At 59.1% G+C, this 13,924-nt stretch carries 11 protein-coding genes and 1 pseudogene; 11 read left to right on the top strand and 1 reads right to left on the bottom strand.

Translation table 11 applies throughout. From position 1 onward, the window contains the following. The first annotated feature begins 56 nt into the window (after nt 1-56). Both ACT4OC_RS14985 and ACT4OC_RS14980 read left to right on the top strand, forming a co-directional pair. On the top strand, nt 57-878 hold the full coding sequence (locus ACT4OC_RS14985; protein ID WP_444839781.1) for an ABC transporter permease: 822 nt from the start codon (nt 57-59) through the stop codon (nt 876-878). A 13-nt stretch (nt 879-891) separates the two neighbouring features. Further along, a complete protein-coding gene (locus ACT4OC_RS14980; protein WP_444839780.1) occupies nt 892-1,992 on the top strand; it encodes an ABC transporter ATP-binding protein in 1,101 nt (366 codons plus the stop codon). 56 nt (nt 1,993-2,048) lie between these two features. On the opposite strand, the gene galE is transcribed toward ACT4OC_RS14980, so the two are convergent. Then, nucleotides 2,049-3,077, bottom strand: coding sequence for a UDP-glucose 4-epimerase GalE (gene galE / locus ACT4OC_RS14975; RefSeq protein WP_444839779.1), 1,029 nt, complete (start codon nt 3,075-3,077; stop codon nt 2,049-2,051). A gap of 305 nt (nt 3,078-3,382) precedes the next feature. Between galE and ACT4OC_RS14970 the strand changes: the two genes are divergently transcribed. From ACT4OC_RS14970 to ACT4OC_RS14930, 9 genes and pseudogenes are all read left to right on the top strand, one after another. Further along, on the top strand, nt 3,383-3,790 hold the full coding sequence (locus ACT4OC_RS14970; RefSeq protein WP_444839778.1) for a hypothetical protein: 408 nt from the start codon (nt 3,383-3,385) through the stop codon (nt 3,788-3,790). Nucleotides 3,791-4,754: 964 nt separating this feature from the next. Further along, nucleotides 4,755-4,934: pseudogene (locus ACT4OC_RS14965) on the top strand (IS3 family transposase); the annotation flags it as partial. Between the two features lie 360 nt (nt 4,935-5,294). Then, nucleotides 5,295-6,179, top strand: coding sequence for a tyrosine-type recombinase/integrase (locus tag ACT4OC_RS14960; RefSeq protein ID WP_444839804.1), 885 nt, complete (start codon nt 5,295-5,297; stop codon nt 6,177-6,179). Nucleotides 6,180-6,190: 11 nt separating this feature from the next. Beyond that, on the top strand, nt 6,191-7,396 hold the full coding sequence (locus ACT4OC_RS14955) for an IS91 family transposase (RefSeq protein ID WP_444839777.1): 1,206 nt from the start codon (nt 6,191-6,193) through the stop codon (nt 7,394-7,396). Between the two features lie 703 nt (nt 7,397-8,099). Next, entirely contained in the window at nt 8,100-9,116 is a 1,017-nt protein-coding gene (trpS, locus tag ACT4OC_RS14950) for a tryptophan--tRNA ligase (RefSeq protein WP_444839776.1), read from the top strand. A gap of 148 nt (nt 9,117-9,264) precedes the next feature. Beyond that, a complete protein-coding gene (locus ACT4OC_RS14945; RefSeq protein WP_444839775.1) occupies nt 9,265-10,485 on the top strand; it encodes a site-specific integrase in 1,221 nt (406 codons plus the stop codon). Continuing rightward, on the top strand, nt 10,482-11,426 hold the full coding sequence (locus ACT4OC_RS14940) for a tyrosine-type recombinase/integrase (RefSeq protein ID WP_444839774.1): 945 nt from the start codon (nt 10,482-10,484) through the stop codon (nt 11,424-11,426). The genes ACT4OC_RS14945 and ACT4OC_RS14940 overlap by 4 nt, the downstream gene beginning before the upstream one ends. Beyond that, nucleotides 11,423-12,415 carry a tyrosine-type recombinase/integrase gene (locus tag ACT4OC_RS14935; protein WP_444839773.1) on the top strand — a complete coding sequence of 331 codons (993 nt, stop codon included), beginning with the start codon at nt 11,423-11,425 and terminating at the stop codon, nt 12,413-12,415. Before ACT4OC_RS14940 ends, ACT4OC_RS14935 begins: the two co-directional genes overlap by 4 nt. Before the next feature lie 728 nt (nt 12,416-13,143). After that, nucleotides 13,144-13,924 (top strand): LysR family transcriptional regulator (locus ACT4OC_RS14930; protein ID WP_444839772.1); only part of this gene is annotated, 781 nt, incomplete at its 3' end.

Below are 13,924 nucleotides of genomic sequence, written 5' to 3'. Positions count from 1 at the left end.
CCTCTCCGATCAGCATGAAGTGGCCTGTCATTGGCATAGGAACGAATATGGAAAGAATGGGAAAAGCCGTCATATTGCCGGCGCCCGGCAGTCCGTTCACCGTTGCTTTCCGCGATCTGGCCGAAGCCGTCGGCCTTGCGCCTGTTTGGCTCCATGCCGGCTGGATCGACGTGGTATGGCGCTTCCGTCGCACCCGACTCGGGCCATTCTGGCACACCTTGAATCTGGCCGCCTTTGTGGTGGTCATCGGCGTGGTGTGGAGCGCGATGCTGCATCAGGATCCGCTAAGTTATTTTCGTTACGTCACAGTAAGCTTGGTCGTCTGGGGCCTGATCGCCTCATTCATCACCGATGGAACCGGTATCCTCATAGCGGGGCAATCGACGGCGCTGTCCATGCGATTCCCCTATGTCGCATTTGCCCTTGCCCACGTCTGGCGTGCATTACTATTGTTCGCTCATCATTTCGCTTTCTACGTCGTTGTCATGGTGGGTACGCAGACTTCGCCCGGCTGGCAAGTTTTGCTGGCAATCCCTGGACTGGCGCTGATAGTCGCAAACGGCGTTTGGATGAGTCTCCTCTCGGGTATCGTCTGCCTGCGCTGGCGAGATATGGCGCAAGCGATATCGAGCGCCATGCAAATCGCTATGTTCATCACGCCGGTGTTCTGGCCGAAGACATTGCTTGGACCCGAGCTTGCATTCGCTGCGGACCTCAATCCGCTTTATCATCTGGTACAAATCATGCGAGACCCGCTCCTTGGTAATGTGCCTCCGCTAGAGAGCTGGCTGTGGGCTTCAATCACATTTGCCGTCGGTGCAGCCGTGACGATGTGGGTCTACGGCCGAAACCGCGATCGTTTGCCGTATTGGTACTGAGGGAAAACACCGCATGGCACGCTTGACCCTTGAGAACGCCTGGGTGGAATTCCCGGTTTCGCTGAGACGCATGGGCGCCGCGCGCGCATCATATACCGGCGGCCAGATCGACGCCGGACGCAGCGTTGTGACAGCCCTGCGCGACATCAGCTTCGAATTGCGCGAAGGCGACCGGCTCGGCCTTATGGGACACAACGGAGCCGGTAAGACGACGATGCTGCGCCTTCTGGCCGGGGCCTATCCCCCAACGCGTGGACGATGCATTTCCGTGGGCAGCATATCCACGCTTTTCAATACGACGCCAGGCCTCAACATGGACGGTACCGGGCGCGAGAACCTTATAATTTGTGGACTGCATTTGGGACTTCGAAGACAAGAAATCATTTCCAAGATGGATGAAATCATCGATTTTGCCGAGCTCGGCAATTATATCGATCTGCCTGTGCGAATTTATTCGGCCGGCATGATGACCCGCCTTGGCTTTTCGATCGCGACTTGCGTTCAACCCGAGATATTGCTGCTAGACGAGGGCCTTGCGACAGGTGACGCCCGCTTTACGCAGAAAGCGGAAGGGAAAATCAAGGATCTGATCGCGCGGTCGTCGATTCTCGTTGTCGCCTCGCATTCCGAGACGATGCTCGCCAATATGTGCGGTCGCTGCCTTCTTCTGGAACACGGCCGCGTCATCTCGGATGGCCCGGCAAAGACACTGTTCGAATCCTATCGAAAATCCGTGATCGAATCGGCACGTGCGGACGACTCCGACGGCTTGCAGCGCGCCTACGCGCTCGGGATGGACATGCTTAGTCGCGGCGAAAAGCCCCCACTCGATTTGGAAGAGCAGGGATTGCGCTATGCTTTGGGCATTCACCCTGACGACGCCATGATGTTGCAGCGCTATGTGAATGTGCTCTCCGAGCAAGGAAAATCTGTACCACCAGAAATCGAAACGCGCATGATTTTGTCGCTCCTCACCCGTAACCCATCGCGACTTGACCTGAAGGATCGCCTGAGAGCGATCCTTGCGAGCTCGGCTGCGGATCTGCCCGAGGATGTGCGCGCAAGTGCGGTGGCGGCCTCCGGCATGGAGGACGCCGCGCAAGGACGGGGATGATGTGCAAGCGACGCGTCACGGCTTGAAAAGCTAATCCGTCCGCATGCAGGCATGCTTTAGCGGACTCTGGCCGGATGAGCCTGCCGATGCCAATTCCAGGCCGAGTGAACGATGGTTTTCAGATCGGAAAAGGCCGGGCGGAATTGAAGAATGTCTTTCGCGGCTGATGGATCCGCCACAAGTATTGCCGGGTCGCCTGCCCGGCGCCGTCCAATCGTCGCGGGCACAATCCTGCCAGTTTCTTCGCAAATGGCCGCAAGCACATCTTGAACCGAATGCCCTATCCCCGTACCGAGATTGAAACTACCGCCGACATGGCCGGCAAGCAAATTCCGCAGCGAAGCGACATGCGCGGCAGCAACGTCAGAGACATGAATATAATCCCGTATCGCGGTGCCATCTGCCGTGTCGTAGTCATCTCCGAAGATCGTTAATTCGTCGATGTGTCCCTGCAGAACCATCATCGCCCGCGGGATCAAATGGGTCTCCGGATCGCGACGTTCTCCGATCATACCCGATTCATCAGCACCACCGACATTGAAATAACGTAGGCAAACTGAATTCAACCCGTAGGCCTTGCGAAAGTCCGTCAAGATTTGCTCGATCATCCATTTCGAGGCGCCATAAGGGCTCACGGTTGTGCCTGCAGCGTCCTCTCGGATCAATTTTCCGCCGTCGTTTCCGTAGACGGCCCCGCTGCTGGAAAATACCAGGCTTCTGCAGTCTCGTTCCAGCATCGCACTCAGAAACGAGAGCGTTCCCGCGACGTTATTGGCATAATATGATCGCGGATCGATGACAGATCTCGACACCGAGCTCGATGCTGCCACATGAACGACGGCGGCAATATTGAACCTAGCGAAAGCGTCGATAACGATGGCTCGGTTCGCGATGTCGCCGCGAACAAATGGTCCCCATCGGACAAATTCGACATGGCCGGTTGAAAGATCATCGAGGCATACCGGCAGATAGCCGGCATCGAACAGCGCCTTGCAGCAATGGGACCCGATGTACCCGGCGCCTCCCGTCACTAAAACAGCGATACGATGTCCGCAAATGCTCAACTGCCGATCCGCTTCCGCCACTTGTTATCGCCGAACTAGCTAACTAATATACGGCACGGAACGATCTATATGCTGGCAAGCGACGCTTGTCTCGCGCCCCTGTGTAAAAAGAGATGTTCCGCAGGACCACGCTTTCAAAATGGCAGGCCGACCGTCTAGCGAGGCGCCGGGATGCAGCATCGTTGTAAATTCCAAATTTTGCGTCCCAACGGGGGATCAGAACTTCACATCCACCGCAGTGCGTGGCATGCTGAGCGTATTATCGCATTTGAAACTGGTGCGCGGAGGACGCGGACTGGTCTTAGTTTACTTTTGGACAAAACTCGATGTCACAAATCGCCATCAATTCGAACTTGATCGCAATGTTGTTAGCAACGCAGCTAGTCTTTGCCCTTTATGGCGCTGGCATCCGGCGTCCATTCGGGTCTCTTGCGACAATCGCCGATCTACCGCCAGCCGTGCGCCGCGCAAGCGCTATAACCATCTTCGCCGATCTTTTGTTTGCGGCATTCCTTCTTTGGATGTGGTGGTTTTTCATCGCGCGGATGGATCTGCTTCAGTTTCTCGTTCTCGCGATCGTGTTTGGAGTGATTGGCCACTATCTAAGCCACCGCATCCGCCTTGTGCCATCGTTTTTCATTTCGCTTGCACTCGGTGCCTTCTGCATTTTCGCGGTCTCGCAACTCGACGCAGGTCCAACCATTGCGTTGTCCTTCAGCCCGTCCGGGAAATAAGCTGGCAGGCTGAGACCGACACAGGCCATCTGGCTCAGCCGTCGAGCCGTAGTGCAGACTTTGCCGAATTGCGGGATTCGTTTCTGACCTGCTCCCCGGCCCTCGTTGATAACGAGAGTCTGTTCCAGGTTTGAGCCTGCATCCTTTCTTTGGATCGCCGGAGGTTATTTTCACCCTCTTCGGAGGCGAAATGATCGTCTAAGAAAAATTTGTTCTTTGGAGAAATAGACGTCGCCGGACGAAATGTGCGAAAAGTCGCGGGCGCGGATGGATGCCTCCGGAGCATTCCTTCCGCACTACACCTTCCGACAGTCAATCTGCAGTGTTTTCCCGTTTGCCTCCCCCGCGAGCAACAAGGTGCGAGGTCCTGGCTTCTGTCGACAGCTATACTTGATGGAAAAGTCCTTTACGCACCCAGGAGCAGGGTCTCCCATCTTGGACACATCGATGGAAAGGCCGCAATTCGTCGCTCCGCCACATATTTTAGCCGCATATGGGGTGGCATTGCCGAATGCTGCTTTTATGCAATTTGCGCCGTACGTTGCCTCTAATACCTCAATCGTGGCAGGGACCGTCGGATCGGAATCTAACCGATCCATCACGAAGAGCGTTGCCCAAAAAGATCCGATGACGACGGCGAGGCCAACGATAGTCTGCAAAACTGCTTCGCGGAGTGACCTCCGATTTTCATTTCTCGATCGCATAGCTCCGTCACTGCCCTCGGTCTACCAGGAAGGGAATGTTGCGGGCTTATGATTTCCAACGCAAGAGCTTTTCATTCGATTTAACCTGAGCTCCGGCTCTGCAAGCGCCGGAGCGGCTTTGTACGGAAACGTCCTGGATACGGTCGCCTGTCCCACGGAAGCGGGGCAGAGTATTCAGGGCCGGTCCCGCAAATCTGCACCGGACGATGAGTGGAGTTTCTGCCTGATAGCGGCGATAATCGCCGCGAACAGGAGAGACGATGAGCAGACGACTGCACCGGAACCACACGCTGGCTTTCGAGGCGAAAGTGGCGCTTGCCGCCATCAAGGGCGATCGAACGCTGGCCCAACTGGCGGAGCATTTCGACGTCCACCCCAATCAGATCACCACGCGGAAAGCACGACTCGGGATTGGCGCTGCTGACGTATTCGGGTCCGGGAGCATGGCGCCGACGGCGCCTGCCATCGCGGTCCGCATACCACCAAGCCCAAGCCTGGCCACAGGATCTATCCGTAACTGCTGCGTAGCGTGGAGATCGCGCGACCGAACGAGGTCAACGATGCGAAGGTGACGTCCAGTGACCATTATGCCGATATCGGCATAAGACGCATTGGACGAACCCGCTCCGCGGGAGGGTATCCGCGTTGAGCGCGGCGTATCGCCCCTTGAAGCCAATCAGTGTCTCTAACCCCGTCACCGCCCGCGCAGCGACGTAATCCACCTGATTTCAGAAGCGCTTGCCCCTGGCAAGATGGTGTTGCTGCCCGCACGCAGCGTCCCTCTTGCCAAGGAGTTCGCTATGACCTCGCTTCGGTTACGCATGCTGGAAGACATGCAGGTCCGCAACCTGTCGCAACACACGCAGGAGTCTTATTTGCTGCAGGTTTCACAGTTCGCCCGGCATTTCGCTAAATCGCCGGCTTTGCTCGGCCCGGAGGATATCCGCACTTACCAGGTCTATTTGACAAACGAGAAGAAGCTCGCGCCACGCTCGGTGCACGTGACCGTCGCAGCGCTTCGATTTCTCTACCGCGTCACGCTCGGCCTCGATTGGGATTTCGACCAGATCATTCCGTGCCCAAAGGCGCCGAAGACGCTGGCCGTCATTCTCAGCCCCGAGGAGGTGCTGCACTTCCTTGGCTGCATCGTGAGCTTCAAACACAGGGCGATCCTGACGACATGCTATGCCGCCGGCCTGCGTATTTCTGAGGCGACCCGCCTGAAGCCTGAAGCTATCGATCGCCAGCGCATGGTACTGCGCGTCGAGCAGGGCAAGGGACAGAAAGACCGCTACGTCATGCTGTCGGCCAGGTTGCTGGAGGTGCTGACGGACTATTGGCGCGCCGTGCGACCCACCGGGGCATGGATGTTTCCCGGCGCCGTTACTGGAGAACCGATATCGACAAGCGCCGTGGATGCCACCTGCCGCAAGGCACATCGGGTGTCGAAACTCTCCAAGCCGGTGACGCCGCATTCGCTGCGGCACGCATTTGCGGTGCACCTGCTCGAAGCCGGAACCGATCTCCGCACCATCCAGCTCCTGCTCGGCCATCGCAGCTTGTCAACGACTGCTCAATATCTGCGGATCGCTACCAACAAGGTCTGCGCGGCGACGAGTCCGCTTGAGCTGCTGCCGCGCCCGATCCCCAAGGCCTCCTCGCCGCCAACGCCCGAACACTTCTAACGGTCAGTCTCATGGGCCGCTCAGGTCCAGAGGTGGCGGATATATTCCGTTGCTACGGTGCTGCCTGGCGAGAGCAGCACTGGGCCTCGCTATCGATTGAACGACGCGCAGCAATGATTGCCATCGAGCGCTGCCGAACGTCAGCGCTTGGAGGCCATGTCGAACAGTGCGACCGCTGTGGCGAACGACGGATCGCTTACAACAGCTGCCGCTCCCGCAGTTGCCCCAAGTGCCAGTGGCTCGCCCGAGCGGAATGGATCGAGGCTCGGCGGGCGGAGCTTCTCGATGCGCAGTATTTCCATGTCGTCTTCACCGTTCCCGACAAGATCGCCGCGGTTGCCTTCCAGAATGCCAGCACGGTCTACAAGATCCTGTTCCACGCGGCCGCCGAGACGTTGCGAACCATCGCTGCCGATCGGCGACATCTCGGCGCGGAGATCGGGTTTTTCGCGGTGCTTCACACCTGGGGTCAGAATCTCAGCCATCATCCCCATCTCCACTGCGTCGTGCCCGGCGGCGGGCTGTCGCCGGACGGGAGCCGCTGGATCGCGTGCCGTCCCGGCTTCTTCCTACCAGTCGCCGTGCTCTCCAGACTATTCCGGCGACTGTTTCTCGAAGGCTTGCAAAAGGCATTCGAGGCCGGCGAGTTGCGCTTCTTTTCCTCATTGGAACAGCTGCACGATCCCGTCGCATTCCGGCGCTATCTGGATCCCACCCGCCAGGTCAACTGGGTGGTCTATGCCAAGCCACCCTTCGCGGGCGCTGAACGGGTTCTGGAATATGTCGGACGCTACACACACCGGGTAGCAATCGCCAACAACCGCATCGTCGATATCGAGGACGGCAAGGTACACTTCCGGTGGAAGGACTATCGCGACACAAACCGGCAAAAGGTAATGACGCTCGACGCCGGGGAGTTCATCCGGCGTTTCCTCGTCCATGTCTTGCCCGAGGGATTTCAGCGCATCCGTTATTACGGTTTCATGGGCAACCGCTACCGCAAACAAAAGCTCGCCCGCTGCCGCGAACTGCTCGGAATGCAGCAGTCAGATACGCCGGTAAAACCGAAGGAAGAGCGCGATTATCGCGAAAAGGTCGAGGAGCTGACCGGAGTTTCCCTGCGGGAATGTCCCTTTTGCCGTCAAGGGCAGATGGTGTGCATCGAGGTGCTCGCGCCCGTTGCGTCACAAGACCCACCTTTTCTGGACACTTCATGACAGTCGGGATTTTCCAATCATTGATCATCGTTCTTTCTATCTGCCAAGGTAGACAGCAGGCATCCCATTGTCGCGCTTGCGACATCGAGCCCTCCAAGCGCAGGCGTCGCCGGTCTTTCCGGCCGGGAGAATATATCTCGATTAGAATGTTTCGCCATCAAGACCGCATCCAGCATGTCCCCGAAGCCTCAGCGACGGCAATGTCCGCTGGGATGCAGCATCCAATTTCCATAGCGCACCGGCGCGCTGGGCGGCTTCGTCCAACACGTTTTTAGCTTACCGGCGCGCTCACAGCGGCGCACTTTGGAGGCTTGGGCACCGCGCCGCCAATCTAAAAACGCTCTCTATTATGCCGTAAGCCGGATTATGCCGCATAGCGGAGCTTGGCGGCTGTCGCGCCTGCTTTTGGCCATGCGGGGGCTCGGCATAATCTAGCCGCTGGGAAACGACAAAGTTTGGTGATTTTCTGCCCGTCTACTTCTGGACAGCTCAGCACGATAGCAAAGGACCGACTTGGATTTTCGCCCAAGCCTGCTATAGCTCGGGGATGACGAACCGACCCGTGATTGTTGCTCGACGTTGGTGGCGCGCTCCCTGAGCGCGGCCCGTCATGTCTCTTTGACCTGTGCCGCTGCTTCTGGCGGCACGGTCACGATCCCGATCTTCCGATCCGAAGCAGCGGCTCCCTTCCTTGGAGCTTCCCATGCCTTCGGCAACCAATACCCCGCCCGTCATTCTCACTGGTGACCGGACTACCGGTCCCCTACACCTTGGCCACTACGTCGGTTCGCTTCGCAACCGCGTCGCCTTACAGGCGACGCACGAACAGTACGTACTGCTGGCCGACGCGCAGGCCCTCACCGACAATGCCGACAATCCCCGCAAGATCCGCCGCAATGTCCTGGAAGTCGCTCTCGATTGCCTTGCGGTCGGAATTGATCCGGATGCCACGACGATCTGCGTGCAGTCGGCGCTTCCGGCGCTCGCCGAGCTCACGCTCCTCTACCTGAACTTCGTGTCCGTCGCCCGCTTGGAGCGCAACCCCACCATCAAGGAAGAGATCCAGATGCGGGGGTTCGGGCGGGACATTCCGGCAGGCTTCCTCTGCTACCCGGCGGCGCAGGCTGCCGATATCACTGCGTTCCGGGCAACACTCGTCCCCGTGGGTGAGGATCAGGTGCCAATCATCGAGCAGACGAATGAACTGGTGCGCAGGTTGAACCGGCAGGCCGGGTGTGAACTTCTGCCCGAGGCGAGAGCGCTCGTGTCGAAGACGGGACGCCTGCCCGGAGTCGACGGCAAGGGCAAGATGAGCAAGTCGCAAGGCAACGCCATTCCGCTCTCTGCCAGCAACCAGGAGATTGAGGCGGCGGTGCAGCGTATGTTTACAGACCCGAACCATCTGCGGGCGTCCGATCCTGGTCAAGTCGAAGGAAACGTGGTCTTCACTTATCTCGATGCCTTCGATCCAGATGAGGATGAAGTTGCGGGGCTCAAGGCACACTACCGCCGTGGTGGGCTCGGCGACATGGTGTTGAAGCGACGGTTAACCGGCATTCTTCAAGCGACGGTTGCCCCGATCCGTGAGCGGCGGGCCGAACTTGCCCGCGACCCGGACTTTGTCATGGACGTCCTACGTTCAGGGACAGCAAAGGCGGGGGAGGTGACCAAGCGAACCAAGGAAGTCGTGATGGCTGGGTTGGGGCTGTTCAGGCTCTGATGAAAATGACGGCACGGGGAGCAGCGGCTCTCGAGGTCGCTTGTTCCGGGCCTGAACGTCCTTGAGGAGATCGCAAGCGGCCGTAGGCTGGTAAAAGCGCAAGCCTTAAGCGTGAAGATTGTCGCTCCAGCAACATGGAGCACAAGAAATGGAAATATCCGACCAAACTACCTGCCTCGATCCCTACTTCGCATCATTCGAGGAAAGCCTTTCTTCCAGGAACTATAGACCCGAGACCCTGACAAACTATCGCTACCTGCTTCGACGCTTCGGCCGCTTGCTCGAAGCCGAGGGCATTGCGCCTTCGGCGTTGACGCCAGACCTTGCTGTCGCGCTCGGGCGGCGGTTGCCGGCCACACCAAAAAGCCAGATCAAGGTTCCCAATCTTGCTAAGCTGTTCGTTGCGCATCTTATTGAAGTAGGCGTGGCGACACGAGCACCCCTTACGCCTGCGCAAGCCGTACGCCAGAAACTGCTGGGCAGCTTCGAATCCTATCTTCTGCGGCAGCGCGGCCTCAGCCCTCGTTCGGTTTATCATGTGCTCCGGTTCGCGGACCGCTTTCTCGATCATCGCTTCGGCGACCATATGCTCGACCTGCCGGCGCTCAACGCCCGGGATGTCGTGGCGTTCATGGAGCACCTTCTCTCGCGCAAGCGCCCGTTCCGCGACAAGACGCCGGCAACGCATCTGCGCAGCTTCTTCCAGTATCTGTTCGCACAGGGCCTCACGACGACGAACCTATCGCTTTGCGTCCCAAGGGCCCACAAACCTTGGGGTTCAAGGCTCCCTCGTTATCTATCGCCAGATGAGGTGGAGGCCGTTCTGGCCTCGGTGCGCGCCAATCCGCGCCATGGCGCTCGCGATTACGCAATGCTGCTGCTCATGGCCCGCCTTGGCCTGCGCGCGCCGGAAGTCGTCGCTATCGAACTAGATGACATAGATTGGCGCTCGGGCGAGCTTCTCGTTCGTGGAAAAGGGCAGCGCCATGACCGGCTGCCGATCCCGCCAGACGTCGGCGAAGCTATCATCCGGTATCTACAGGAGGAGCGAACCTCAACGACTACGCGCACGCTGTTCGTGACGCATCGGGCGCCAAACCGCCCGTTCAAGGACAGCCAGGTCATCAACGCTATATTGAAGGAGGCGTTCGCGGCGACGGGCGTGAAGCCGCCGACACCCTACGTGGGATCGCATGTTCTGCGCCACAGCCTGGCGACGAACATGGTTCGCGCCGGCGCCTCGTTGGAAGAAATCGGCGATCTGCTGCGGCATCGGTCGCGGGCGACGACGATGATCTACGCGAAGCTAGACACCGATGGCCTGCGTTCCATCGCCCAGCCTTGGCCTGTCGCGGAGGTGGCACGATGAGCTTCCTTGCCGAACTCGACCGCTACCTGACCCTCAGAAGACAGCTCGGCGCCGATCTGAGTACCGATGAGCGGATACTACGTCGCTTCGCCATCTTCGCGGACCGCGACGACATGAAGTACGTCAGTACCGACCTGATCATGCGCTGGCTCGAGAGCTTGTCCTCTGCCAGTTCCGGAACCCGGGCAACACGCTTCAGGGTAGCTCGCCAATTTGCCGAATGGTTGCATGGCATAGACCCCAAGCACGAAGCCCCGCCCCGGGGACTGGTGCCGGGTCGCGTTCAACGCGTGCATCCATATATTTATAGTGAGGCCGAAATTGTTGCGATCATCGAGCATGCGCGGACTCTGCCATCGGTCTACGGCATGCGGGGCCTGACCTGCTCGACGCTCTTCGGCCTTATCGCCGTGACGGGACTTCGGATCAGCGAAGCTCTCGGTCTCGACCCTGCCGATCTCGATGTCGAATCCGGCGTGCTTCATGTCCGTCAGGGGAAGCTCGGCAAGGAGCGGTTGCTGCCGCTGGACCCGAGCGTCGTGCAGCGACTGGAAAGCTATGGTCGCGAGCGGGACCGGCTGCTCGGACGCAGGTCGGAAGCATTCTTCGTGACCTGCGAGGGGCATCGTCTTGGCGATTGCGGTGCGCGCTACAACTTCGCGCATGTATGCCAGCAGATCGGGTTACGAAAGCCGCAGCTTTATCTTCGGCACGGCCGTGGACCGCGCATCCACGATCTTCGCCATACCTTTGCGGTGCGCACCATGCTGAGCTGGTATCGGTCGGGCAAGGACGTTGGCCGCGAGATGATCAAGCTCACGACATGGCTCGGTCATGCGAACCCCGCCCATACCTATTGGTATCTCGAAGCGGTCCCGGAACTGCTGGAGCTGGCCTCCGCTCGGATAACAGGTGCGGCAATGGAGGCGGAAACCCGATGAAGGCGACCAACTTCCCCGCGCTGATCCAGCGCTTCTTCACCGATCGGCTCTGCACGCAGATGGAAGCGAGCCGCCACACCGTCACTGGCTACCGTGATACATTCCGGTTGCTGATCCGGTACGCAAGTGCACAGTGTGGAAAGCCGCCAACGAAGCTGACGATCGAAGATCTCGATGCCGATCTTGTTGCCGACTTCCTGACTCATATGGAAACGGCGCGCGGCAACACGGCACGCACCCGCAATACGCGTCTTGCCGCCATCCGCTCGTTCTTCCGTTACGTTGCACTGACCGACCCGAGCTGGCTTCTTCATTGCCAGCGCATTCTCTCAATGCCGAACAAGCGGCACGTAAAGCGGAGCGTGACGTTCCTTGACGCTGAGGAGATAGCGGCGCTGCTGGCTGCGCCGGATCGAACGACGTGGGTGGGGCGGCGTGATCACGTCCTGCTGGTGCTTGCACTTCAGACAGGGTTGCGGGCGTCCGAACTGATCAACCTACGCTGCAAGGACGTGATCCTCGGCACCGGGGCTCATATCCGGTGCATCGGCAAGGGGCGAAAAGAACGCAGCACGCCTCTTCGTCGTGATACGGCCAAACTGATCCAGGCCTGGATAGGCGAACGCCTTGACAGCGACCGGCCGCTGTTCCCGTCCATCCGGGGCGAGCGGCTCAGCCGTGACGCTTTGGAACATCTGGTTGGCAAGCATTGCCTCACGGCATCGCGAGCCTGCCCGCGCCTAGCAGGCAAACGCGTCACGCCACACACGCTGCGCCATAGTACCGCGATGGAGCTACTCCATCACGGCGTCGACCAATCCGTGATCGCGCTATGGCTAGGGCACGAATCTGTGGAAACGACCCAGATCTATATCCACGCCGACATGCGGCTGAAGGAAAAGGCACTCTTGCAGGTCGCCAGTCCAGAAACGCATCCCGGGCGGTATCGTCCCAACGACGAACTACTCGCCTTCCTCGAAGCGCTCTGATTATGCCGAACCGCCGCATGGCCAAAAGCAGGCGCGACAGCCGCCAAACTCGGCCATGCGGCATAATCCGGCTTACGGCATAATGGATCAGCTCGTGCAGGAGTGTTGCATAGTAGGCTTCGGCAGCACTTGAAATCGGCGTATCGACAAACTGCCGGCAGCGATGAGATCATCATGTATCACAGTAGAATGGTTGATGTGTGGATGAGCGCGGCACGGCTGCGATCCGCCGCATGGTACCGCCGTAATCGGGCCAGATGAGGAAATCACGGACGTCTTGCGGTTCGTGCCGATCCAGCGGACGCAGCAATCAATCCCCCAAAAAGTCTCAATTGCTCCCCACTTTGACTCAACCTTTAGTGGCACAAATGGTCGACGAAGGCAAATCCAACAGAGCTTAATCGTATTCGAATGCCCCATCTTGTTCAGGAATGTGCCGGCTGCCAGCGGCGCCGCCTTGAAGGTAGGCAAATGGCGACAATGCCTGAGGACGGAACCGCCGGGATATCGAAGGTGCCCCGGCATTTTGAGCTAGGCATTATTAAATCCGGCGGTCTCCAATCACGAACCGGTCGATATGAATCCGAAACGGGATAGGTCGAGCGGCCGGCAATTTATCCGATCGGACATATCTGCGGCACCGAGATATTCCGTTTTTCCGGCTTCGGCTGGCAGCCGCTTTTCCGAGCGAGCGCTACACGAAGCACGCTCTTGGGCGAGATCATGATATGCGGCGTGTTGTCCCTGGCCTGCGCAACGTGCACAATGTGAGATCGCTCGACGCCGTGGCGCTGTCACCATTGGGCTCGCGTATTCCGCTTGTTTCACTGATTTATGCATTAGCGGTCGCGGAGCATTTGAACTTTCGTCATGCGGCGTCCGCTCTGAGGGTGAGTCAATCCTGCGTCAGCACGCGGATCAAACACCTCGAGCAGGATATTGGCACACTCCTGTTCGAGCGGCGCCATCGCGGCGTCCGGTTGACGGAAGCCGGGCAATATTTCCTCGAGCACGTGGCCACCGGGATCGAACATCTCGATCATGCCGTGAGGACGGCGGGTGCGATTTCACGCGGTGAGCAGGGACGGCTTCGAGTCGGCCTGTACGCGTCGCTCGCGGCGGGCTTTCTTGCCGAGCTACTGGGTCAGTTTCGCGAGCTGCATCCAGCAGTCGATTTGCAGATCACGGAGGGGAGAGCGCGCGACACCATTCGCGAGGTTCGCGAGGCGCGGCTTGACGTCGCCTTTATGGTCGGCGCGCCGCCGGCTGGCGATTGCCATTCGAAGCCGCTGTGGACAGAGGCTCTCCTCGTCGCGTTCCCGGAGCGCCATCCTTTGGCCAAAGCGGAAGGTGTGAGGTGGCCCGAACTTGCCGGTGAGCCCTTCCTGACTCGCTCCGGCGGCGCCGGGCCACAGGCGCACGACCATATCGTGCTGCGCCTCGCTGGGAACTGGGGCCAACTTCGCATTCAGCGCTTTGATGTTGAACGGGACACGCTGATGTCGATGG

It is taken from the genome of Bradyrhizobium sp., from assembly GCF_052389815.1.
In the GTDB taxonomy this organism is placed as follows: domain Bacteria; phylum Pseudomonadota; class Alphaproteobacteria; order Rhizobiales; family Xanthobacteraceae; genus Bradyrhizobium.
This window is presented reverse-complemented; position numbering and strand designations above follow the sequence as displayed.

Bases quoted from the DNA above. Each gene is read 5' to 3' on its own strand.
- ACT4OC_RS14935 (WP_444839773.1), top strand. From the start codon at position 11,423: ATGAAGGCGACCAACTTCCCCGCGCTGATCCAGCGCTTCTTCACCGAT.
- ACT4OC_RS14960 (WP_444839804.1), top strand. From the start codon at position 5,295: ATGACCTCGCTTCGGTTACGCATGCTGGAAGACATGCAGGTCCGCAAC.
- trpS (WP_444839776.1), top strand. From the start codon at position 8,100: ATGCCTTCGGCAACCAATACCCCGCCCGTCATTCTCACTGGTGACCGG.
- ACT4OC_RS14945 (WP_444839775.1), top strand. From the start codon at position 9,265: ATGGAAATATCCGACCAAACTACCTGCCTCGATCCCTACTTCGCATCA.
- ACT4OC_RS14980 (WP_444839780.1), top strand. From the start codon at position 892: ATGGCACGCTTGACCCTTGAGAACGCCTGGGTGGAATTCCCGGTTTCG.
- ACT4OC_RS14970 (WP_444839778.1), top strand. From the start codon at position 3,383: ATGTCACAAATCGCCATCAATTCGAACTTGATCGCAATGTTGTTAGCA.
- ACT4OC_RS14940 (WP_444839774.1), top strand. From the start codon at position 10,482: ATGAGCTTCCTTGCCGAACTCGACCGCTACCTGACCCTCAGAAGACAG.
- ACT4OC_RS14985 (WP_444839781.1), top strand. From the start codon at position 57: ATGGGAAAAGCCGTCATATTGCCGGCGCCCGGCAGTCCGTTCACCGTT.
- ACT4OC_RS14955 (WP_444839777.1), top strand. From the start codon at position 6,191: ATGGGCCGCTCAGGTCCAGAGGTGGCGGATATATTCCGTTGCTACGGT.